Origin of the sequence: Paraburkholderia tropica, from assembly GCF_014171495.1 — a bacterium.
Lineage (GTDB): Bacteria > Pseudomonadota > Gammaproteobacteria > Burkholderiales > Burkholderiaceae > Paraburkholderia > Paraburkholderia tropica.
This window is the reverse complement of the sequence record NZ_CP049135.1, coordinates 1,199,855-1,221,765: the sequence shown is the minus strand read 5'-3', so window position 1 is coordinate 1,221,765 and position 21,911 is coordinate 1,199,855. Positions and strand designations below refer to the sequence as shown.

At 67.1% G+C, this 21,911-nt stretch carries 21 protein-coding genes; 7 read left to right on the top strand and 14 right to left on the bottom strand.

Going from position 1 to position 21,911, the window contains the following annotated elements; genetic code table 11:
- Positions 1-352: 352 nt before the first annotated feature.
- Positions 353-1,216 (bottom strand): DUF2968 domain-containing protein, encoded by an 864-nt coding sequence (locus tag G5S35_RS20255; protein WP_183038912.1) that lies wholly within the window; start codon positions 1,214-1,216, stop codon positions 353-355.
- Between the two features lie 127 nt (positions 1,217-1,343).
- The gene (locus tag G5S35_RS20250; RefSeq protein ID WP_065057615.1) at positions 1,344-1,664 is read right to left on the bottom strand and encodes a hypothetical protein; all 321 of its coding nucleotides are present in this window, start codon (positions 1,662-1,664) and stop codon (positions 1,344-1,346) included.
- A gap of 337 nt (positions 1,665-2,001) precedes the next feature.
- Here G5S35_RS20250 and G5S35_RS20245 point away from each other — a divergent pair, with 337 nt between their 5' ends.
- Both G5S35_RS20245 and ltaE read left to right on the top strand, forming a co-directional pair.
- Positions 2,002-2,745, top strand: a complete 744-nt coding sequence (locus tag G5S35_RS20245; protein WP_065057616.1) for a peptidoglycan DD-metalloendopeptidase family protein — start codon at positions 2,002-2,004, stop codon at positions 2,743-2,745.
- 190 nt (positions 2,746-2,935) lie between these two features.
- Positions 2,936-3,940, top strand: coding sequence for a low-specificity L-threonine aldolase (ltaE, locus tag G5S35_RS20240; RefSeq protein WP_065057617.1), 1,005 nt, complete (start codon positions 2,936-2,938; stop codon positions 3,938-3,940).
- 114 nt (positions 3,941-4,054) lie between these two features.
- Here ltaE and G5S35_RS20235 read toward each other — a convergent pair whose 3' ends face one another.
- Positions 4,055-5,401, bottom strand: coding sequence for an MFS transporter (locus G5S35_RS20235; protein ID WP_080180825.1), 1,347 nt, complete (start codon positions 5,399-5,401; stop codon positions 4,055-4,057).
- A 575-nt stretch (positions 5,402-5,976) separates the two neighbouring features.
- Here G5S35_RS20235 and G5S35_RS20230 point away from each other — a divergent pair.
- Positions 5,977-8,430: a glycogen/starch/alpha-glucan phosphorylase gene (locus tag G5S35_RS20230; RefSeq protein WP_065057618.1), complete on the top strand. Its 2,454-nt coding sequence runs from the start codon at positions 5,977-5,979 to the stop codon at positions 8,428-8,430.
- A gap of 121 nt (positions 8,431-8,551) precedes the next feature.
- Here the strand turns inward: G5S35_RS20230 and G5S35_RS20225 are convergent, their stop codons facing one another.
- From G5S35_RS20225 to G5S35_RS20210, 4 genes are all read right to left on the bottom strand, one after another.
- Positions 8,552-8,974 (bottom strand): DUF6232 family protein, encoded by a 423-nt coding sequence (locus tag G5S35_RS20225; RefSeq protein ID WP_110325923.1) that lies wholly within the window; start codon positions 8,972-8,974, stop codon positions 8,552-8,554.
- Between the two features lie 189 nt (positions 8,975-9,163).
- On the bottom strand, positions 9,164-10,324 hold the full coding sequence (locus tag G5S35_RS20220; RefSeq protein WP_065057620.1) for a porin: 1,161 nt from the start codon (positions 10,322-10,324) through the stop codon (positions 9,164-9,166).
- Positions 10,325-10,814: 490 nt separating this feature from the next.
- The gene (locus tag G5S35_RS20215) at positions 10,815-11,954 is read right to left on the bottom strand and encodes a succinylglutamate desuccinylase/aspartoacylase family protein (RefSeq protein WP_065057724.1); all 1,140 of its coding nucleotides are present in this window, start codon (positions 11,952-11,954) and stop codon (positions 10,815-10,817) included.
- Positions 11,955-12,223: 269 nt separating this feature from the next.
- On the bottom strand, positions 12,224-12,991 hold the full coding sequence (locus tag G5S35_RS20210) for an ABC transporter substrate-binding protein (protein ID WP_065057622.1): 768 nt from the start codon (positions 12,989-12,991) through the stop codon (positions 12,224-12,226).
- A 220-nt stretch (positions 12,992-13,211) separates the two neighbouring features.
- Here G5S35_RS20210 and G5S35_RS20205 point away from each other — a divergent pair, with 220 nt between their 5' ends.
- The gene (locus G5S35_RS20205) at positions 13,212-13,469 is read left to right on the top strand and encodes a hypothetical protein (RefSeq protein ID WP_124260603.1); all 258 of its coding nucleotides are present in this window, start codon (positions 13,212-13,214) and stop codon (positions 13,467-13,469) included.
- Positions 13,470-13,487: 18 nt separating this feature from the next.
- Here G5S35_RS20205 and G5S35_RS20200 read toward each other — a convergent pair whose 3' ends face one another.
- The 7 genes from G5S35_RS20200 to phnG all read right to left on the bottom strand — a co-directional run bounded on the left by G5S35_RS20200 (position 13,488) and on the right by phnG (position 19,431).
- Entirely contained in the window at positions 13,488-14,621 is a 1,134-nt protein-coding gene (locus G5S35_RS20200) for an alpha-D-ribose 1-methylphosphonate 5-triphosphate diphosphatase (RefSeq protein WP_183038911.1), read from the bottom strand.
- Positions 14,622-14,727: 106 nt separating this feature from the next.
- Entirely contained in the window at positions 14,728-15,513 is a 786-nt protein-coding gene (gene phnL / locus G5S35_RS20195; protein ID WP_183038910.1) for a phosphonate C-P lyase system protein PhnL, read from the bottom strand.
- Positions 15,514-15,526: 13 nt separating this feature from the next.
- Positions 15,527-16,297: a phosphonate C-P lyase system protein PhnK gene (phnK, locus tag G5S35_RS20190; RefSeq protein ID WP_074981256.1), complete on the bottom strand. Its 771-nt coding sequence runs from the start codon at positions 16,295-16,297 to the stop codon at positions 15,527-15,529.
- Positions 16,294-17,232, bottom strand: coding sequence for an alpha-D-ribose 1-methylphosphonate 5-phosphate C-P-lyase PhnJ (locus tag G5S35_RS20185; protein ID WP_176079656.1), 939 nt, complete (start codon positions 17,230-17,232; stop codon positions 16,294-16,296). Before G5S35_RS20185 ends, phnK begins: the two co-directional genes overlap by 4 nt.
- Positions 17,229-18,323, bottom strand: a complete 1,095-nt coding sequence (locus tag G5S35_RS20180; RefSeq protein WP_074981260.1) for a carbon-phosphorus lyase complex subunit — start codon at positions 18,321-18,323, stop codon at positions 17,229-17,231. Before G5S35_RS20180 ends, G5S35_RS20185 begins: the two co-directional genes overlap by 4 nt.
- Positions 18,323-18,994, bottom strand: coding sequence for a phosphonate C-P lyase system protein PhnH (gene phnH, locus G5S35_RS20175; protein WP_237181384.1), 672 nt, complete (start codon positions 18,992-18,994; stop codon positions 18,323-18,325). Before phnH ends, G5S35_RS20180 begins: the two co-directional genes overlap by 1 nt.
- A complete protein-coding gene (phnG, locus tag G5S35_RS20170) occupies positions 18,991-19,431 on the bottom strand; it encodes a phosphonate C-P lyase system protein PhnG (RefSeq protein WP_183038909.1) in 441 nt (146 codons plus the stop codon). The genes phnH and phnG overlap by 4 nt, the downstream gene beginning before the upstream one ends.
- Positions 19,432-19,746: 315 nt before the next feature.
- Between phnG and phnF the strand changes: the two genes are divergently transcribed.
- Genes phnF through phnN form a run of 3 tightly spaced genes read left to right on the top strand, consistent with a single transcriptional unit; the run spans position 19,747 to position 21,850 of the window.
- The gene (phnF, locus tag G5S35_RS20165; RefSeq protein ID WP_065057629.1) at positions 19,747-20,502 is read left to right on the top strand and encodes a phosphonate metabolism transcriptional regulator PhnF; all 756 of its coding nucleotides are present in this window, start codon (positions 19,747-19,749) and stop codon (positions 20,500-20,502) included.
- Positions 20,499-21,278, top strand: a complete 780-nt coding sequence (locus tag G5S35_RS20160) for a DUF1045 domain-containing protein (protein ID WP_124260597.1) — start codon at positions 20,499-20,501, stop codon at positions 21,276-21,278. Before phnF ends, G5S35_RS20160 begins: the two co-directional genes overlap by 4 nt.
- Positions 21,275-21,850, top strand: coding sequence for a phosphonate metabolism protein/1,5-bisphosphokinase (PRPP-forming) PhnN (gene phnN, locus G5S35_RS20155; protein WP_183038908.1), 576 nt, complete (start codon positions 21,275-21,277; stop codon positions 21,848-21,850). Before G5S35_RS20160 ends, phnN begins: the two co-directional genes overlap by 4 nt.
- Positions 21,851-21,911: the final 61 nt, after the last annotated feature.

Here is a 21,911-nt window from a genome sequence, read left to right as displayed (position 1 = left end):
AGTAGCAGCACGCAGTAGAGGTTGCAGTACGCAGTCGAAGTCGAAGTAAGCAGTAGAGGTCGCTTTAAGCAGTAGAAGCACGCAGTAAGCAGTAGATGTTGAAGTCCGTAGTCAGCAAAGAGGTTGAAGTTGGCAGTTGCAGTGCGTAGTGAGCAGTAGCAGGAGTCGCTGTATGCAGCAGAAGTCCGCAGCAAGCAGTAGAAGTGAAAGTGCAGTACGCAGTAGCAGCAGTCCAGCGCGGCCCGGTCGAGAACCGGCCCGCGCTTTTCTTTTTGGCGCTCGCGTTGAGTGGCGCGTTTCGTGGCGCGTCAGATTGCGCGCGACGTGAAAAGCCCGGCGGCGTCGGGCCGCCTCAGCGTCCGTGCAGATGCGGCACGCCTTCGCTGCTCGTCACGCTCAACTGGTGGATCGTGCGGTGCGCCTTGTTCAGTTGCGCCTGCGCGGCGATGCGTTGCGCCTCCATCTGCGCCACGTCCTTGCGCACCTGATGCTGGCGCGCGCTCACGCGGTGCTCCTGCTCGGCGTGCCGTTGCAGATCCACGCGCAGCCGTTCGGCCTGCGCTTCCGAATCCTCGATTTGCCTCGCCAGCAGCACGTTTTGCGCGCTGAGCTGGGCGATGCGCGTTTCGCCATCGGCGAGGCGCGTCGCTTGCTCCTGCAGATGATGAAACACCGCGCCGGCCGAATCGATGTCAGCGGCCCGGAACGCATGCCAGAGCGCGCCATCCTGATGCAGCGCCACGAAATAGCCGAGCGTCTCGCCATGAAAGAGCAGCGTCACCGTGTAATCGAAGCTGCGAAACGAGCGGAACGTGGTCATCGCGTGGGTCGCGACGAGCGCTTCGAACGACGCGCCATCGGCGATCTGCACCGGGCGGCCGCTCAGATGCGCGGGCATCGCGGGCACCGCGTGCAGCGTCGAAACCGGACGCGGCGCGCCGCCCGAGTGGATCGGCATGCGGGCGGTCGTTGCGGCGTCGGCGTGGTAATCGAGCGTGCCGGCGCCGTCGTGGTCGTGGTCGTTGCTATGGTCGTTGCTCTGTTGATGAGCGGTTTCGGCTTCGTGATGCGGGCCGGGTTCGCCGGCGGGGCGATGCGTGTCAACGCTCCCGGCGGGGTGGACGAGGTCGGCGGAAGAACTGTCGCGCGCGACCGCGACGAGATGCGACGGGCCGCCCGGTTCTGCGGCACGACGGCGGTTCAGGAATGATTTCACGGCGTTTCCCCCAGAAGATCACGCCGCTCGTCCACGGCGCGCGCGGGGCGGCCAAGGCGGCATGTCGGCAAGACGGGACAGGCGCGCGCCGGCGGGCGCGGTCCGCTCCGGGCGGTCCTGCGGCGCCTCAGTGCAGGAGGCGCGAGCGGCGTGCGATGTCGTCGAAGAGTGCACGGCCGGGTTCGAGCGCGAACAGCCAGGTTTCGTCGTAGCCGCTCAGGGTTTCGAGCGCGTCGCGCAGACGCTCGATCACCACGGCCGGAATCTGCACGGTCGGTTCGGCGTCCCCGGAAAGACCGGCGACGCTGGCGTGCTGGACCAGTTCGTCGGCGGCTTCGGCGACGTCGGCGGCAAAAACGAGATGGTTGTTGAGCAGTTCGACCAGCCCCGGAGACGCCGCGACGTCTTCGACATTGAGCTGGACGGACAGGAAAGTGGCTTTGTTCATGCTCGAAATCCTCACGGGACGTGGGGCCGCGGCGAGAGGCGCATCGTCTCTTTCGTCTGATTATCTGATGAGCAGCTTGAGGCAGTATAGGCGAGGGGGCGAACAGTGGAGTCGTGTTTGTCCTTGCAAACTGTAGGGTAGTTCTGACAAGCGTCGTATGCTGGTTGAAAACCGGGGCGCGTGCGCCTTGAAAGGGGTCACGCGTCCGGAAAGATATAATGGGGGCCGTTCGCCATAATCAGCGGAGGGTCTCGCGGGCGAACGCCGGCGGCCCCACGCGCATCCAGATATACGTATCCCCGACGTACGTAGCGAGGAACAAGCGAGGTATAGCAAGATGAATCGACAACGGCGAAACCCGGGCGCGTACGCGGCACTGGCCGCGCTCACGCTCGTCTGCAGCGCCTGTACGCTCACCCCGTGGGAGGGCCAGCCGAGTTCGGCGCCCACCGCATCGACCACGGGCGTCCCGGCCGGTTATTACCGCGTCAATCCTGGCGATACGCTCACGCGCATCGCCGCCGCCTACGGCCAGCGGCCGCAGGACCTCGCGAGCTGGAACCAGTTGCCGCCGAATGCGCAGGTGCTGCCCGGCCAGGTGTTGCGCGTCGCGCCGCCCGCGAGCTATGCGGGCGCCGTGCCCCAGCAGCCCGCGTTCGGCGCGCCCAGCTCCGCGCCGGCCGCCGCCGGCGTGGCCGTGCCCGCGCCCGTCGCGCCCCAGCTCACGCTCGCGTGGCCTGCGCGCGGTCCGATCCTGCAGCGCTTCGTGCCGGGCAAGTCCACCGGCATCGTGATCGGCGGCCAGCCGGGCGCACAGGTCCGCGCCGCCGCGGCCGGGCGCGTGGTCTACGCCGGCACGGGCATCGAGGCCTATGGCCCGCTCGTCATCATCAAGCACAACGATCAGACCGTCACGGCCTACGGCCATAACGGCAAACTGCTCGTGAAGGAAGACGACGCCGTCTCGCAAGGCCAGCCGATCGCCGAAATGGGCGTCGACAACAACGGCGTCGCGGGCGTGCAGTTCGAAGTGCGCAGCGACGGCAAGCCCGTCGACCCGTTGCCGCTGCTTTCGCGCTAGGCGCGTCTTCTCCCCGTCGAACGGATGCGCGGCGCTCGGGCGCCGCGCTTTCTCCTCCCCGCTTTTCCCTCCGCGTTCCCCGCCGATTTTTCGCGCGGTTGCCTCGCCGCGCCGTTTGAAAATACACTCGATGATTCCACGCCGCGCGGCCTGAGCGCGGCCACCACGAGGACTTCGAGGACTTCATCGCATGATCGATCTGCGCAGCGACACCGTCACCCGCCCGGGCCCCGCCATGCTTGCCGCCATGACCCGCGCCGAAACCGGCGACGACGTCTGGGGCGACGACCCCACCGTGCTGCGCCTCCAGGCGCGCGTGGCAGAGCAGGCGGGCAAGGAAGCGGGCCTGTTCTTCCCGAGCGGCACGCAGAGCAACCTCGCCGCGCTGATGGCGCATTGCGGACGCGGCGACGAATACATCGTCGGCCAGCTCGCGCACACCTATAAGTACGAAGGCGGCGGCGCGGCGGTGCTCGGCAGCATCCAGCCGCAGCCGCTCGATAACGCCGCGGACGGCTCTCTGCCGCTCGAGCGCATCGCCGCCGCGATCAAGCCGATCGACGACCACTTCGCGCGCACGCGTCTGCTGGCGCTCGAAAACACCATCGGCGGCAAGATTCTGCCGCCGGCCTATGTCGCCGAGGCCACGCAGTTCGCGCACGACCGCGGACTCGCGACGCACCTCGACGGCGCGCGCGTGTTCAACGCGGCGGTCGGCTCGAATCAGCCGTTGCAGGCGCTCACGGCGGACTTCGACTCGGTGTCGATCTGCTTTTCGAAAGGGCTGGGCGCGCCGGTCGGCTCGGTGCTGGTGGGCAGCCGCGCGCTGATCGAGTCGGCGCATCGCTGGCGCAAAGTGCTGGGCGGCGGCATGCGCCAGTCGGGCGTGCTGGCGGCGGCGTGTCTCTACGCGCTCGATCATCACGTCGAGCGTCTCGCCGACGATCACGCGAACGCCGCGCGCCTCGCGGCCGGGCTCGCGCAGATCGATGAAGTGAAGGTGATGTCGCACGCCACCAACATGGTGTTCGCGCAGTTTCCGCAGGCCGACTGCGCGCCGCTCGAAGCGTGGCTCAAGGAGCGCGGCATCCTCACGCAGATGCTCTACGCGTCGCGCTTCGTCACGCATCTGGACGTGAGCGCCGCCGATATCGACACCTTCGTCGACGCCGTGAAGGCGTACTTCACGCGCTGATCCAGCCGGGCGCGAGTTGCGCAATCCATCGCGCAACCCATCGCGCAACCCATCGCGCAACCCGTCGCGCAACCTTCCACGCGCGCGCCGCGTCAGCGCTTCACCGGCCCCGCGCTAATGCCCCGCGCGGTGCGACGGCGCGAACAGGCGCAAGCCGCTCACGATGCTCGCCGCCGCCGAGAACGCCGCGCCCAGACCGAGCGCGAGCGTCGGGCCGCGCGAACCCACGATCCCGAAACACAGCGCCACGAGCGCCGCGCCCGTGGTCTGCCCGAGCAGACGCGAGACGGCGATGGTGCCGCTCGCGCCGCCGCTGCGCTCGGGCGGCGCGGCGGCCATGATGGCGCGCAGGTTCGGCGACTGGAAGAAACCGAAGCCCGCGCCGCAGATCGCCATGCGGATCACGATGTCGGGCACGCTCGGATGCACGGGCAGCATCGCCAGCGACGCCATGCCCGCCGCGAGTATCGCCAGGCCGATCGCACCGAGCAGGCCCGGCGGATAGCGGTCCGACAGCCGCCCGGCGATCGGCGCGGCGGCGGCCACCACGACCGGCCACGGCGTCATCAGGAAGCCGGTTTCGACCTGGCTGCGCATCAGCACGGTTTCGAAATAGAACGGCAGCGAAACGAACGCGAGGCCTTGCGCCGCGAACGAGCAGACCGCGGTCAGCGAAGACAGCGCGAACACGGGCCGCTTGAACAGATCGACGGGCAGCATCGGCGCGGGATGGCCGGCTTCGCGGCGGATCAGCAGCAGGCCGAACACCAGCGCGATCACGGCGGCGATGCCGACTTCGCGCAGCGGCGCGCGCTGCGCCGCCTCGCCGAGCGCGAAGATCAGCGCGGCGAAGGTGACGAGATTGAGCAGCGCCGCGAGCGGATCGAAGCTGTGCTTGCCGCGCGCGGTGTGCGGCAGCGCGGGCATCGCGAAGACGAGCGCGAGCGCGCCGAGCGGCACGTTGATCGCGAACAGCCACGGCCACGTGCCCGCCGAGAGAATCAGCGACGCGACGGTCGGGCCCACGGCGAACGACACGCCGACGATCAGCGCGTTCATGCCGAGACCGCGTCCGAGCCGGTGCGTCGGATAGAGGAAGCGGATCAGCGCCGTGTTGACGCTCATGATCGCGCTCGCGCCGAGGCCCTGCAGCACGCGCGCCGCCGCGAGCGCACCGAGCGTGGGCGAGACCGCGCAGGCGAGCGACGCGACCGTGAAGATCGCCAGCCCCGCAATATAGATGCGCCGATGCCCGAGGATGTCGCCGAGCGCCGCGAGCGGCAGCAGCGTGGCGACCATCGCGAGCTGATACGCGTTGATGATCCAGACCGAAGCGGCGGGCGCCGCGTGCAGATCGGTGGCGATGGCGGGCAGCGCCGTGTTGGCGATCGCGGTGTCGAGCGTCGCGAGCGCGACGGCGAGCATGATTGCGGCCATCGCACGGCGGTTTTTCGCCGACATGGGCTCGTCGGCGCGCGGCGTGGTGTCGGGCTGCGCGGTGTGGGTATCGGACAAGGCGGCGGTCTCGGGCGAATCGAAGGGCAAGCGCAAGGCAGGCGCGCGCGACGCGCGCTGGTGCAATTGTTACAGACGCGGCGCGTTCGTGCAGCGCCTGCTTCAAAGCGTGAGGTGCTTGTAAGGCGGCGCGGTGTGCATTTTTGGCGTCGGGATTTTTGCGCCTCGAATGTCGTCGTCCGGCTTATGGAACGCAACTAACAGCCAAACTGGCCGCGTCCGCCCGAGTCGCCCGTCTCGCGTGCCGTGAGCGCTCGTGCAACGAGGCGAACCAGGCGCGTTTGCGATGGCGCGCCGCCGCACGCGATCTCAAAATGTCCTAATCTGCAAACTGATCTGCGCCCGCGGGCCAAGGTGAGGATGCGGCGCGAGGCGAGTCACGCAGGCTCGCGTGCGCCGCGCCCTGCACCGGTCCGCGTACCCGGCGTGCACCCGAACGGTGCTCGCGCGCAGCCCCTGAACGAACGCGCGCCGCCGCATCGACATGCAACGCGGCGCGTCGCTTTTCCGGGAGGCATTCGATGACAGCAGTCGGTCTTGAGTTCGACCAGTTGAAGAGCAGCGCCGATGCGCTGCGCCGTTCCATCTCCAATCGCCTGATGTACGGCGTCGGCAAGGACGCCGTCACGGCGGCGCCGCAGGACTGGCTGCACGCCGCCGCGCTCGCGGTGCGCGACCGCCTCGTCGAGCGCTGGATGATCACCACGCGCCGCCAGTACGACCAGGACGTCAAACGCGTCTATTACCTGTCGATGGAATTCCTGATCGGCCGCACGTTCTCGAACGCGCTGCTCGCGCTGGGCATCCATGATCAGATGAAAGAGGCGCTCGCCGACGTCGGCGTGGATCTCGATTCCGTGATCGACCTCGAACCCGACGCCGCGCTCGGCAACGGCGGTCTCGGCCGTCTCGCGGCGTGCTTCCTCGACTCGATGGCGACGCTCGGCATTCCGGGCTTCGGCTACGGCATCCGCTACGACTACGGCATGTTTCGCCAGCAGATCATCAACGGCGAGCAGGTCGAAGCGCCCGACTACTGGCTGCGCTCGGGCAATCCGTGGGAATTTCCGCGCCCCGAGGTGCAGTATCCCGTGCACTTCGGCGGGCGCACCGTGCAGCGCGACGGCCACGTCGAGTGGATTGACACGCAGCACGTCAACGCGATGGCCTACGACACCGTGATTCCCGGCTACGCCACGAGCGCGACCAACACGCTGCGCTTGTGGTCTGCGCGCGCCGACGAGGAACTCGACCTTTCGGCGTTCAACAAGGGCGATTATCAGCGCGCGGTGGAAGCGAGAAATATTTCGGAGAACGTATCGCGTCTGCTCTATCCCGACGACTCGACGATGGCGGGCCGCGAGCTGCGTCTGCGTCAGGAATACTTCTTCGTGTCGGCGACGATGCAGGATCTGATCCGTCGTTATCTGCGCACGCACAGCACGTTCGGGCGCTTCTCCGACAAGGTCGCGGTCCATCTGAACGACACGCATCCGGTGCTGGCGATTCCCGAGTTGATCCGCCTGCTCGTCGATATCCATCACATGCCGTGGGACGAGGCGATGGGGCACATCAAGCGCGTGTTCTCGTACACGAATCACACGCTGATGCCTGAAGCGCTGGAAACCTGGGACGTCGAACTATTGGCGCGCCTGCTGCCGCGTCACCTCGAAATCATTTTCGATATCAACGCCGCGTTTCTGCGCGAAGCGAGCGAGAAGGGCACGCACGATCTCGACTTCATCCGCCGCATTTCGCTCGTCGACGAATACGGCCAGCGGCGCGTGCGCATGGCGTATCTGGCGATCGTCGCGAGTCACAAGGTGAATGGCGTCTCGAAGCTCCATTCGCAACTGATGACGCGCGATATTTTCGGCGACTTCGCGCGGCTCTATCCCGAGCGCTTCACCAACGTCACGAACGGCATCACGCCACGCCGCTGGCTCGCGCAGGCGAGTCCGCCGCTGGCCGCACTCGTCGACGAAACCATCGGCACGCGCTGGCGCACCGATCTGTTCGAGTTGGGCGCGCTGCGCAAGCTCGCGGGCGACGCGGCGTTCGAAACCGCGTTTCGCGCGGCCAAGCGCGAGAACAAGGTGCGCCTGATCCGCCGGCTCACGGCGCGCACGGGGCTGTCGTTCAATCCCGATGCGCTGTTCGACATGCAGGTCAAGCGCATCCACGAATACAAGCGGCAGTTGCTGAACGTGCTGCATGTGATCACGCGCTACAACCGCATTCTCGCGGAGCCCGAGCGCGACTGGGTGCCGCGCGTGGTGGTGTTCGCGGGCAAGGCGGCGTCGGCGTATCGCATGGCGAAGATGATCATCCGCCTCATCAACGACGTGGCCGAGAAGATCAATCACGATCCCGTGGTGGGCGACCGGCTCAAGGTGACGTTCGTGCCGAACTACGGCGTGAGCGTGGCCGAAGTACTGATTCCGGCCGCCGATCTCTCCGAGCAGATTTCGACGGCGGGCACCGAGGCGTCCGGCACCGGCAACATGAAGCTCGCGCTCAACGGCGCGCTGACGATGGGCACGCTCGACGGCGCGAACATCGAGATCCGCGACGCGGTGGGGCCGGAGAATATCTTCATCTTCGGGCACACGTCCGATCAGGTCGATGCGCTGCGCTGCTCGGGTTATCGCTCCCGTCAGGTCTACGAAGAAAACGCCGAGCTGCGCACCGTGCTCGACCAGATCCGCACGGGCTTTTTCTCGCCCGGCGATCCGGCGCGCTACACGGATATCTTCCACACGCTCGTGGATTGGGGCGATCACTACCTCGTGCTGGCCGACTATGCCGCGTTCGTCGAGGCGCAGGAGGCCGCCGACCGCCGTTTCGTCGACGTGCCGGGCTGGACCGCGAGCGCGATCGAGAATGTCGCGGGCATGGGGACGTTTTCGTCGGATCGGGCGATTGCCGAATATGCGCGCGACATCTGGCACACGCGGCCGATCGATCTGGAGTGACGACGCGGGCGTGGCCGGAAAACAGGTAGCTGGCGGGAGAAGCTGGCTGGGTGCGCGGGCCGCTTATTGTTGCCAGGGGCCGCGCGGTGTGCGGATCGGGTGACTGCTCAGGCGCCGCCGCTCAGGCTGCCGGCGTGGCGCCGGGTGCAGTGGGTGCGGCGGGCGCTGCTGGGGCGTCGGCCTTCGCGGCGCGCACGGCCTGTTCGACGCGTTCGAGGAAGGCGCGGTCGCCGCTCGTGACGGCTTCGCGCGGCGCGCCGCCCACCACCACGATCAGGCGGTGCGAGACTTCTTGCCAGATCCACGCGAGCCAGCCGACCACGATCAGCATCACGCCGCAGCCGAGCGCCGCGCCCGCGCCCCAGACGCCGCCGGCCGCGGCGATGGCCACGCCGATCAGCGAGATCACAATGGGCACCACGCGGCTGCGCTCAACGGTGACGATGCGGGTGTCTTCGATGTCGCGCATCGCGATGACCTGACCGGCGGCGGACAGCGAGGTGCGAGTGACCGTCACGGCCGCTTCGTTGAAAGGAAGTTCCATCGATTCGAATGCTGCGAGTGGAAAGGCCGCAGCGTACCAGAAGCGCGCGCGCGGCGGCAGGTCCTGTGCTGCCGCAGACCGCGTGCGGAGCGCGAGAAGCGGCTGTACAAAAGAGAAAGGGCGTCCCGAGGGACGCCCTTTTTTCGCGCGCGCACCACGCCCGCAAGGCGGGCGCGGCGTCGTGCGTGCTTAGAACTTGTGGCGGATGCCGACGCGAACGGCGAGCTGGTTCTGCGAACCCGAGCCCGACGGCGCGAAGATGCTCGACGACGAATCGCCGATCTGCGCCTGCACCGGCGTGCCCTTGTACGAGCCCGACGCGTCTTCGAAAGCGACCAGGCCGTAGACGTCCGTGCGCTTGCTCAGCGCGTAGTCGACCGAACCGTTGACCTGGTTCCAGTGCGCCGTGAAGAGACCCGAAGCGCGCGAGTACGTGTAGCCGACCGCGCCCGTCAGGGCCGGCGTGAAGGCGTACTTCACGCCTGCTTCGTACGCGTTGTACAGCGTCGACGAACCCGTGATCGGCTCGAAGCGCGTGTTCGTCCACAGCAGCCATGCCGTTGCCGGGCCGAACACGTAGCGGCCGCCGAAGCCGAACGAGCGCAGGTCGCGGATCGCGCTGACGGCCGTGCTGACGTTGGCGAGCGAGGTCGAGAACGTCGTCGGCGATGCGGCTGCCGGGTACGTGATGTCGGCGTATGCGCCGCCGATGCTGAACGGACCGTACGCGTAGTTCGCGCCGAAGCTGTAAGCGCGCGACGAAGCCGTCGTGCTGCCCGACGGTGCGCCGGCGAACGACGTCGTGTTCGAGAAGCCATACAGGCCGCCGAACGTGAAGCCCGAGAAGTTCACGCTCTGGAACTTGACCGCGTTGCTGATACGGCTCGACGTGAGTTGGTCGACGTCGTTGACGTGATACGCCCAGTTGCCCGACACCGTGTTGCCGCCGGTCGAGTACAGCGAACCGAGGATGTCCGTGTTGAACGAGTATTGACGACCGAACGTCAGCGAGCCGATGTTGTTTTGCGTCAGACCGACGTAGGCTTGACGGCCGAACATCGAGCTACCCTGGCCAGCCGTGCCGTTGCCGCTGTTGAAGCCGTTTTCGAGCACGAAGATTGCCTTGAGGCCGCCGCCCAGGTCTTCCGAGCCGCGCAGGCCCCAACGGCTGCCTTGCGCCACGCCGTCACCGTACTGGAATGCCTTCGAGCTGCCCTTCGTCGCGTTTTGCGTGTGATTGATGTAGCTCACGCCTGCGTCGATCAGGCCATACAGGGTCACGCTGCTTTGAGCGTGGGCCGCGCCCGCGATGGTTGCAAGGATAGCGGTGGTCAGAATTTTCTTTTTCAACTGTTGCTCCGGATGAAGGAAAAGTATGTGCCGGCCTCTTTTGGGCCGGTCTGTGCGACGCGCTGCAATTTAAGGGTCGAGGACGAAAGGATTGTGACAGTAAGGAAATGCCACATGAATGTCGCTACTCTGTGGTGTAAATGCGACAGCGGGCTTGCCGACGGGAGCAAACGGCGCAAATCGAGCGCTGGCGCGGCTCGCGAGGCGATAGGAAAGAAAATCCGGGCAAAAAAAGCGCGATTTAGCGCGTTATAAAATTTTCTGCTTTCAACGATTGGATTTCGTATATGGATCGCTTTTTATGGTGGTTTTATTGGCGAATCCATTCGATTTATCGACGCAGGGAATGAGTCGCGCGTGGCGTGTTTTATCGAATTCATGAAGTTGGGATTGCGAAATAATCCGTAAAACGATCTGCCCGGCAATGGAGATGGACGTGTGCAGTCATGGCTCATCGGTGCGATGAGCCATGACAAAACGGCGAGGGGAGTTACAGCGAGAGCAGCGAGCCCGTGCGGATCGGCGTGTCGCCGGCGATGCGCGCGACTTCCATGCCGGCCGTCGCAAAACGCGCGCTGTGACGCGCGTACATCACGCCGCTCACGCTGGTGTGCAGCGTGACCAGCTCGTCGGTGAGCGGATCGACGATATCGGCGACCGGCGCGCCCGCTTCGAGCCATGCGCCGCATTCGGCGCGGAACACGATCACGCCGCTTGCCGGCGCGACGATCGGCTCCGTACCCGCGAGCGGCGTGGCCGGATGCGCGAGCGGCGGCAGCGGGGCGGCCGCGCCGGCAATCACGCCGCGCGCGGTCAGATACTCGACGATCGCCTGGGCGTCGTGCTCGGCGAACTCGTGCGAGACGTCGCGCTGGCTGCGCAGTTCCACCGTCACCGAAATCGAGCCGTGCGGAATCGGGAAACGCTCGCCGAAGCGCTCGCGCAGCTCGCTCCAGCAAAAGCTGTGAATCTCGTCGAACGGATTGCCGATCGAATTCAGCGCCAGCAGCGACGCCTTGGCGTCCAGATAGCGCGCGAGCGGCTCGACTTCCGGCCACAGCTCCGGGTTCGTGTAGATGTGCATCGCGGCTTCCCAGTCGCAATGCAGGTCCAGCACGATGTCGGCGTCGTACGACAGGCGTTGCAGCGCGAGGCGTTGCGAATCGAGTTCGGTCCTCGGCTGCTGCGCCGCGAGCGCCTCGCCCATCGCGTGGCGGATGGTCTTGAGGTTCGTGGCGGCGTCCGTGCCCAGACGCGCCTCGATGTGCGGCAGCACGAGCGCCGTGAGGTCGTGGAAATTGCGGTTGAAGTTCTGCGCGGTGTTCGATTCGAAGCGGCCCACGAGATGGCCGAGCCAGTGCTGGTTCAGGCCGATAGGATTCGCCACCGGCACGATCACGATCTCGCCGCGCAGGCGTCCGGCGGCTTCGAGCGCGGCGAGCTTGCGGCGCAGCGTCCACGAGACGAGCATGCCGGGCAGTTCGTCGGCGTGCAGCGACGACTGGATGTAGACCTTCGGCGCGCCGGTCTGGCCTGCGGACGGATCAGCCGCCGGGCCGTAGTGGAAGCTCGTGATCTGTCGCGCGGTACCGAGCGCGGGTGCGATCAGCGGATGGTTGCGGGTTTGCATGATGAGTGCGTGCGACGCGGTTGAGCGCGAGGCGCGTTCGGAGTGGCAGTAGGTTTGGTCCGCGGGCGGACCGGTGCCCATGATCTTAGCCGATATGCGCGGTGGGCTGAATCGGGGTGCGGCGTCGCGTGTGGACTGGCCGATGCGTGGCCTTTGCCGGATCTTCGCATCGCTGCGCGCGCCGCAAAGCAAAAAGCCCAGACCGAGGTCTGGGCTTTTTCCATCTTGCGGACCGCACGGCGGCGGTCGCAAGAAGGGAACGGCGATGCTTAGTTGCCGTACACGTCGAAGTCGAAGTACTTGGCTTCGATCTTCTTGTACGTGCCGTCCTTGATCATGTCGGCGATGGCCTTGTCGATCTTCGCCTTCAGGTCGGTGTCTTCCTTGCGCAGGCCGATGGCGGCAGCGCCCGTCGGGATTTCCTTGCCCGCGAACTGGAAGCCCGCGCCGCGCGGGGTCTTCAGGAAGCCGAGGTCGGCTTGCACTTCGTCTTGCAGCGCGGCGTCCAGACGGCCCGAGATCAGGTCGGCGTAGACCTGGTCCTGGTTCTGGTAAGGCACCACGTTCACGCCCTTCGGCGCCCAGTTTTCCTTGGCGTAGGTTTCCTGGATCGTGCCTTGCTCGACGCCCACCGACTTGCCCTTGAGCGAGTCAGCCGTCGGCTGGAAGCTCGTGCCCTTCTTGGCGACGAGGCGCGTCGGCGTGTTGAACAGCTTCGCCGAGAACGCGATCTGTTCCTGGCGCTGCGGGGTGATGGTCATCGACGAGAGCACGCCGTCGAACTTCTTCGCCTTCAGGCCCGGAATCATGCCGTCGAAATCCTGCTCGACCCACACGCACTTCGCGTTCATGCGCTTGCAGATTTCGTTGCCGAGGTCGATGTCGAAGCCGACCAGCTTGCCATCGGGTGCTTTCGATTCGAACGGCGCGTAGCTCGCGTCGACGCCGAAGCGCACGGTGGTCCAGTCCTTGGCTTGGGCGGCACCGGCCGAGACGGCCAGCAGGGCAACCGACAGGGCGGCAAGCAGTTTCTTCACTATGTGTACTCCTCGTATGGTTCAGGGCGCGCGGCGTGCGGTCGTGCCGCCGCCGTGCTGTGTTCCGGCGCGGCTCGCGCTGGAACTGTGGTGGCCTCGCACTTCACGTTTGAGCGTGTTGCGAGCGGCGCCGCAAAGCTTACCCGGTCAAAATTGCTGCGTCGCTAGTGAAATACCGGATGGCGGGCGAGCCAACGCTCTAACGGTCGCCGGCGAATCGATGACGCTGGCCGCAAAGCCTTGCTGGACAAGGCGCGCGGCGTATCGGCGCAAGACCGCGGCGCGCGTGCGGGAGCGCGATTGCGATGCTCTGCCGCAACAGTCGGATGATTGCGCGAGCACCGATACGGCGCAAGGCGCGGTACCTGAAGGGAAGTTGAAATCGAAACGACGGCGCGCCGTTGGCTTGATCGACAGCCTCGGCGCGCCGTTACTGCAACGCAGCAATCTTGCGGCTTCTACTTCAATGCATGCTTAAAGCGTGCTCACCACGCGCTCACACCACGCGCTGCCCCGCGCGCCACGTCGCGCGCGGCACCGGCAGCGCATCGAGCATGGTCACGCGCACGAAGTCGGCGCGCAGGCCCGGTTCGATCGCGCCGCGGTCGTGCAGACCGGCCTTGCGCGCGGGCTCCCACGACACCGTGGCGACGGCGCGCGGCAGCGTCCAGTCGGCCTTGGTCACGAGGTCGAACGCGGCGGTCAGCAGGCTCGACGGCACGTAGTCCGACGAGAGGATGTCGAGCAGATCCGCCTGCGCCAGTTCGAGCGCCGAGACGTTGCCCGAATGCGAACCGCCGCGCACCACGTTCGGCGCGCCCATGATGGTGGCGATGCCGCGCTGCTTCGAGGCTTCGGCGGCGAGGCGCGTGGTCGGGAATTCGGCCAGCACGATGCCTTCTTCCGCGGCCTGCTCGACGTGCTCGATCAGCGTGTCGTCGTGGCTCGCGAGCGGAATGTTGCGCGCGCGGCAGCGCCCGACGATCTCGCGGCGGTGCGCATCGGCGTAACGCTCCTGCTCGGTGGCCATTTCGGCGAGCAGGTTGTCGGCGTGCTCGTCGGTCCATTTGCCGTGGCGCTCCTGAAAGCGGCGCCACTGCGCGCGGTCGTGCCATTGGCGCTGGCCGGGCGTGTGGTCCATCACCGAGGCGAGGCGCAGCAGCGGATGCGCGCTGAGTGTATCGAACAGCTCGATCACGTCTTCGGTGGCGATCTCGCAGCGCAGATGCAGGAAGTGATCGGCGCGCAGCAGCTTGCGTTCGGTGAAGCGCGACAGCGCGGTGGCGCTCGCAAGCTGCACGTCGCGGCCGCGCACGCCCACGGAAAGACGCGTGCCGATGGCGAGCGCGTCGAACACCGTGGTGATGCCCGCGGCGGCGATCTGCGCGTCGTGGATCACGAACGCGGCGTCGATGTTCCACTGCACGCCGGGACGCGGCGCGAGGTGTTTTTCGAGGTTGTCGGTATGCAGTTCGACGAGGCCGGGCAGCAGGAAATCGCCTTCCCAGTCTTCGGCTTCGGGCGCGGCGGTCGTGCCGCGCGACAGCTCGCGGATCATGCCGTCTTCCACGCGCAGCGTGCCGGTGAATACGTCGTCTCGCGTCACGATGCGAGCGTTGGTGATCAACATCGTCGGGCTCCGGAAATCAGGTCGTCATCAGGGTGGGACGCGTGCGGCGCACAGGCTTCAGTGTGCGCGCGGCGCGTGACACAGTGCAGTTTCTTCGCGTCGTTTTTCAGGCGACGGCGCGGGCTTCCATCCCGGCTTGCAGGCCGATCGGCGCGCGCGGCGCGGCGAGCGTCAGCACGCGCGTGGCGACGCGCTCGCGCGTGTCCTCGTCATGGAACACGCCGACGATCGCCGCGCCGCGCTCGCGCGCCTCGACGATCAGTTGCGCGACGACGGCGCGGTTTTCCGCATCGAGCGACGCCGTGGGTTCGTCGAGCAGCAGCACGCGATGCTGCGCGATCAGTCCGCGCGCGATATTCACGCGTTGCTGCTCGCCGCCCGAGAACGTGGCGGGCGCGAGCGGCCACAAACGCTGCGGCACGTTCAGGCGCGCGAGCAGCTGCGCGGCCTGTTCGCGCGCTTCGTCTTCGTCGACGCCGCGTGCAACCAGCGGCGCGGCCACGATATCGAGCGTGCTCACACGCGGAATCACGCGCAGGAACTGGCTGACGTAGCCCACCACGTTGCGGCGCAGACGCAGCACGTCGTGCGGTTCCGCGCCCGTGATCGCCAGATGCTGTTGCGGCAGCGCGTCGTCGCGGATCGCGATGGTGCCGCCGCTTGCGAGATAGTTGCCGTAGAGGCAGCGCAAGAAGGTGCTCTTGCCCGCGCCCGAGGGGCCGACCAGCACGACGCATTCGCCGCGTTCGACATCGAGCGACACGCCCGCGAGCGCCTCGATGCCGATGCCGCCCTGGCCGTGCAGCGTGAAGGTCTTGCGCACGTCTTCGGCGCGCAGCATGAGCGCGGGGCGCTCGGCGAACGCGCGCGCGGATGAGGGATTGAGAGTCATCGTGTTCACCATCCTAGACCGGCAGCACCGAGGCCACCAGCGTCTGCGTATAGGGATGCTGCGGGTCGTCGAGCACCTGATCGGTCAGGCCCGATTCCACGACCGTGCCGCCTTGCATCACCATCAGACGATGCGCGAGCAAACGCGCCACGCCGATGTCGTGCGTGACGATCAGCACCGAAAGATGCAGCGTGGTCGTGAGCGTGCGCAGCAGGTCGAGCAGGCGCGCCTGCACGGAGACGTCGAGGCCCGCGGTGGGCTCGTCCATGAACACGAGGCGCGGACCGGTAACGAGATTGCGCGCGATCTGCAGACGCTGCTGCATGCCGCCCGAAAACGCCGACGGTAGTTCGTCGATGCGCGTGGCGTCGAGTTCGACGCGCGACATCCATTGCTGCGCGGTATGGCGGATCTGTCCGTAATGACGCGCGCCCACGGCCATCAGCGGCTCGCCGATATTGGCGCCCGCCGAAACGCCCGCGCGCAGTCCGTCGCGCGGATTCTGCTGCACGAAGCCCCATTCGGTGCGCGCGAGCAGACGGCGCCGCGGCTCGGAGAGCGTGCGCAGATCGAGCGTCTCGCCGTTCACGTTCAGGTAGTTCAGCGCGCCGGAATCGGCGGCCGTGCGCAGCGCGAGCGTGTTGAGCAGCGTCGTTTTTCCCGAGCCCGATTCGCCGACGATGCAGAGCACCTCGCCGGGATACAGGTCGAAGCTCACGTCGCGGCAGCCGTTCTTGCCGCCGAACTGTTTCGTGAGCCGGCGGGCGCTGAGAAGCGGCGTCATGCGTGTTCTCCCGGTTGAATCGAATGCTCGTTCAGCGAATTTGATTCGCTATCCTGATGTTCTCGCCGATCGTGGCAATAATCGCTGTCCGAGCAGACGAACATGCGCTTGCCCGCATCGTCGACGATCATTTCATCGAGGAAACTCTCGCGCGAACCGCACAGCGCGCACGCGTGCTCCCAGCGCTGCACCTCGAACGGGTGATCGTCGAAGTCGAGCGATTTCACCGGCGTATAAGGCGGAATCGCGTAGATGCGGCGCTCGCGGCCCGCGCCGAACAATTGCAGCGCGGCGTTCATGTGCAGCTTCGGATTGTCGAACTTCGGGATCGGCGAAGGCGAGGTCAGATAGCGGCCGTTCACCATCACGGGATAGTCGTAGGTGGTCGCGATGCTGCCGTGCTGCACGATGTCCTCGTAGAGTTTCACGCTGATGAGTCCGTAATCGGCGAGCGCGTGCAGCTTCTTGCACTCGGCCACGCGCGGCTCCAGGCGGTACAGCGGCTCAGGCATCGGCACCTGATAGACGAGAATCTGCTTCTCGCTGAGCGGCGTTTCGGGAATGCGGTGGCGCGTCTGCACGATGGTCGCTTCGCGCGTGCGGCGCGTGGTGGCCACGCCCGTCGTGCGCGCGAAAAAGCGGCGGATGTTCACGGCGTTGGTCGTATCGTCGGAACCCTGGTCGATGACCTTGAGCGTGTCGTTCGCGCCGATGATCGCCGCCGTCACCTGAATGCCGCCCGTGCCCCAGCCATACGGCAGCGGCATTTCGCGCGAGGCGAACGGCACCTGGTAGCCGGGCACCGCCACCGCTTTGAGCAGCGCGCGGCGGATCATGCGCTTGGTCTGCTCGTCGAGATAGGCGAAGTTGTAGCCGTCGGCGGCCTGGGTTTCGTGCGAGGCGAGCGCCGTGTCGAACGTATCGGGAGCGTTCATGCGGCTTCTCCTTCGTGCTGCGCGCGCAGGCGGCGCACGAGTTCGAGTTCGGACTGGAAATCCACGTAATGCGGCAGTTTCAGATGCTGCACGAAACCCGAGGCCTCCACGTTGTCGCTGTGCGAGAGCATGAATTCGATGTCCTGGGTGGGCGAGGCGAGCGTCTCGCCGAGTTCTTCCGCACGCAGCGCGCGATCGACCAGCGCCATCGCCATCGCCTTGCGTTCCGCGTGGCCGAACGTGAGGCCGTAACCTTGCGTGAAGGCGGGCGGCACGTCCTTGCTGCCTGCGAACTGGTTGATCATCTGGCACTCGGTCAAATCGATTTCGCCGATCTCGACCGCTTCGCCCAACTCGTCGAGCACCATTTCCACGGCCACCGAACCGAAGCGGATCTCGCCCGCAAACGGATGCGAATGTGCGTAGCCGCGCTGCGTGGCGTAGCCCATCGCGAGCAGAAAGCCTTCGTCGCCGCGCGCGAGGTTTTGCAGACGCACCGAGCGGTCGGCGGGAAACGACAGCGGTTCGCGCGACAGATCGCCGGGTTCGGCGGCGTCGGGCGAGGCCGTTTCCTGTTCGATCAGCCCTTCCTTGTCGAGCAGCGTGACGACGCGTGGCATCGGCTCCGATTCCTGCTGTGGCTGTGCTGGCGAGATTGATTCGGTATCCGTATTATTATCGTCTTCCGCGAGCAGCGCGAAGTCAAGCAGACGCTGCGTGTAATCGTAAGTCGCGCCCAGCACCTGGCCGCCGGGCACGTCCTTGAAGGTCGCGGAAATGCGGCGCGCCACCGCCATGTTTTCCGTTTCCACCGGCAGCGTATAGCCGAAACGCGGCAGCGTCGTGCGATACGCACGCAGCAGGAAGATCGCTTCGACGAGATCGCCCGCGGCCTGCTTGATCGCGAGCGCGGCGAGTTCCTCGTCGTAGACCGAGCCTTCGGCCATCACGCGCGCCACGGCGAGGCGCATCTGTTCGCGGATCTGCGCGACGCTCAACTCGGGCACGGTCGTGTCGCCACGGCGTGCCTTGTCGAGCAGACGCCATGATGCTTCGATCGCGCGCTCTCCTCCTTTGACGGCGACGTACATCAGTTCACCTCCACGCGGGTCGTGCGCGGCAGGCCCATGAGGCGGTCGCCGCAGACGAAATAGAAGTCGATGCCGCACGGAAAGCGCGACGCGAGCGCGGCGCGTTCCTGCCAGAAACGCGCGGGCAGTCCGGCGGGCGCGATGGTGTGCGTCGATGCGATGCCGGGGCCGCGCAGCGTGAGCGGCGCGCCTTCGGTCAGCGAGTCGACGCGCACGAACACGGTGGCCGACTGCTCCGGCGATTCGGGCGTGCCGCTCGCGAACGCGTCGAGCGGCGGCAGTGCGGCGGCGTCGTGCACGTAGGCGAACGCGGCTTCGCGCGCCGTGTCGGCGAGCGGCGCGTCGGCGTGAAAGCGCAGCGCGGCGGCGAGCGCGGCGTCCGGCTGCGCGAGCCAGACCGGCGTGGCGTAATCGGCGAGCGTGAGCAGAGCCGCGAAGGCGGCGAGGCCCGCGCGGTCGTGCTGTTGTGGCTGCGATTGCGTCGATTGCGTCGACATGGCGGAAGCGGCGGCGGGCAGCGGCGTGTCGATCACGCCAATCGTGCCGGGACGCGCGAGCGCGTCGAGCAGCGTGCGGAACACCGTTTGCGTGTCGTGGACCGGATCGGCGAAACCGGGCGCGAGCGCTTCCAGCATCGCGTGGGAGTGCGTGTGTGTCAGAGCGTCGTTCATGCGTCGCCTCGAACCATCGTGAAGAACTCGACCTTGGTGCTGGCCGCTTCGTCGCGGCGCTCGGCGCGCTGCGCCGCGAGGCGTTGCGCGAGCGGCGCGATCAACTCGGCATGGAGTTGCGCGTGGCGAGCGGGCTGTTGCAGGAGCGCGTCGGCGAGCGCGGCCAGTTCGGCGCGGCGCTTGTCGCGGCCCAGATGGCAGGCGACGCCGACCGTGGCCGCCTCACCGTCATCCGCCCGCAGCCGCAGCGTGGCGCGCGTAACCGTGGCCTCGCCGAGATTGAAGGCATTACCGGTGCCGCCGACACGTCCACGCACCATCGCGAGACCTGTCTGGGGCGGCCGCAGCCAGTCGTAGGCAGGCGCCGGAGCGCCGCCGAGGGCGCGGGCGAGCGCCGTTTCGAGCTCGGCGCGCGAGGTGCGCGCGAGCACCGCCATCCAGGCGCGCCGGGCGGGGAGCCGGCGGCGGAGGGCGGGGCGGAAGATGCGTTCATCGGAGTTCCTGTGTCGAGAACGGGAGGATCATTTCAGACCACGACGGATGACTGCGCGAATCACTGCGACTGCGGGAAATCTGGCGCCACTTTCTTGCCGGATCGAGGCTAGACATTTGAGCATCTATTCATCTAAACGTCTAGACGTTTGGTCGTACAGTCGACCCGATCCGGCGCACGGGGCGTTTTCATATTTCCATCACGCCTTGCGCACTACAATGCGCAAAACGGTATTGGAAACCAGAGGAATGACAGCACCATGACATCGAACGACGAGGCGGCGCACAGCACGCTCGAACGCGGCGCGGGCGTGGCGGTGTGGCGGCAGATCGAGCAGATTCTCGCGGCGGAGATCGCGGCGAAGGGTTTCGGAGAGGACGGCCGCCTGCCGAGCGAAGGCGAACTGGCGCGGCGTTTCGACGTGAATCGCCACACGGTGCGGCGCGCGATGCTGGGTCTCGCGGCGCTCGGGCTCGTGAGCGTCGAGCAGGGGCGCGGCACCTTCGTGCAGCCCGGCGCGATCGACTACAGCATCGGCAAGCGCACGCGCTTTACGGAGAATTTGCAGCGTCATCAGCATTCGGCGGTGGGGCGGCTGCTCGCCTCGTCGCGCGTGAAAGCCGATCCCACGGCGGCGAAGGCGCTCGGGCTGCGTGCGGGCGCGCTGGTCTATCGGCTGGAAACGCTGCACGAGTCGGACGGCGTGCCGCTCACCTACGCGCGCAGCTGGTATCCGGCCGCGCGTTTCGCCGATCTGCCCGCCGTCATGGAGCGCGTGGACAGCACCTCGAAGGCGCTCGCCGAATTCGGCGTGACCGACTATCTGCGCAAGTGGAGCCGTATCGGCAGCGTGCTGCCCGAGCCGGAAGTGGCGCGGCGGCTGAACATCAATCGCCAGCAGCCGGTGCTGTGGGTGGAAAACGTCGACGTCGATCTCGACGGCACGCCGATCAAATACGGCATCACGCACTTCGCGGCCGATCGCGTGCAACTGATGGTGGAGCACGACCTATGAGTTCGCTCCAGGCGTTGCGGGCCGCGACGCTCGCGGAGGAAAGCTGGACCGGGTCCACGCGTTTCGCGCTCTATTACGCGCCGCCGCGCGAATCGGCCTGGTGGCGCGCGGGCTGTGCGTGGCTCGGACGCGATCCGGAAAGCGGCGAGACGCTGACGCCGCCGCTGATCGACGGACTGGCGAGGCCGCTCGATGCGCTCACTGCCGCGCCGCGCCGCTACGGCTGGCACGGCACGCTGGTGCCGCCGTTTCGTCTGGCCGCGGGCGTGACGCCCGAAGCGCTGTGCGCCGCGGTGCAGGCGTGGGCCGCCCGGCGCGCGGCGTTCGAGGTGGCGGCGGAAGCGGCTACGCTGGGCCGCTTCGTCGCGCTGCGCGCCGCCGACGAACGCGGCGCGGACGCCTTGCGCGAACTCGCCGCCGACGCGCTGCGCACGCTCGCTCCGTTACGCGCCACGCAGACGGCCGCCGAACTCGCGAAACGGCTCGACGCGCCGCTCACGCAACGTCAGCGCGAGTACGTCGAGCACTGGGGCTATCCGTATGTGTTCGACGAATTCCGCTTTCACATGACGCTCTCCGATTCGCTTCCCGATTCGCTTCCCGATTCGCTCGACGACAGCGACACGCGCACGCAACTCACGCAGGCCTGGAACGCGCGGATGCGCGACGCGGGCGCGCTGCCCGTGCATGGCGTGGCGCTTTATGTGGAGCCGCGTCCGGGCGCGCCGTTCGCGTTGTGGCGGCGCGCGGCCTTCGCGCCGGGAGGACGCGCATGACCATTCCGACGACACCACTCGCGGCCACACGCCTGATCTATGTGATGGGCCCGTCGGGCGCGGGCAAGGACACGCTGCTCGGCTATGCGCGCGCGCGTCTCGCGAGCGAAGGCGTGGTGTTCGCGCATCGCTACATCACGCGCGAGGACGGCGGGCCCGAAAATCACATCGCGCTGACCGACGCCGAATTCGAGTCGCGTTCGAAGCTCGGCCTGTTCGCGCTGCAATGGCGCAGCCATGCGCTGCGCTACGGCATCGGTGTGGAAATCGACCAGTGGCTGGCGCTCGGCTGCACGGTGGTCCTGAACGGCTCGCGCGCCTACGTGGCCGAGGCGCTCGCGCGTTATCCGCGCATGACGCTCGTGCATGTGGAGGCCGCGCCGCACGTGCTCGCCGCGCGTCTCGCCTCGCGCGCGCGGGAAACGCCCGAGCAGGTCGCCGCGCGGTTGGCGCGGCGCGCGCCGTTCGACGTGCCCGAAGGCGCGTCGCTCACGCGCATCGACAACTCGGGTCGTCTCGACGAGGCGGGCGCCGCCTTCGTGCGCGCCGTGCAGCGGGTGGCGCTGGACTAGCGTGGCATCGTGCGGGCCGTGTACGGCCGCCGTCGGCGTGCGTTGCGGTGCGCGTTATTTT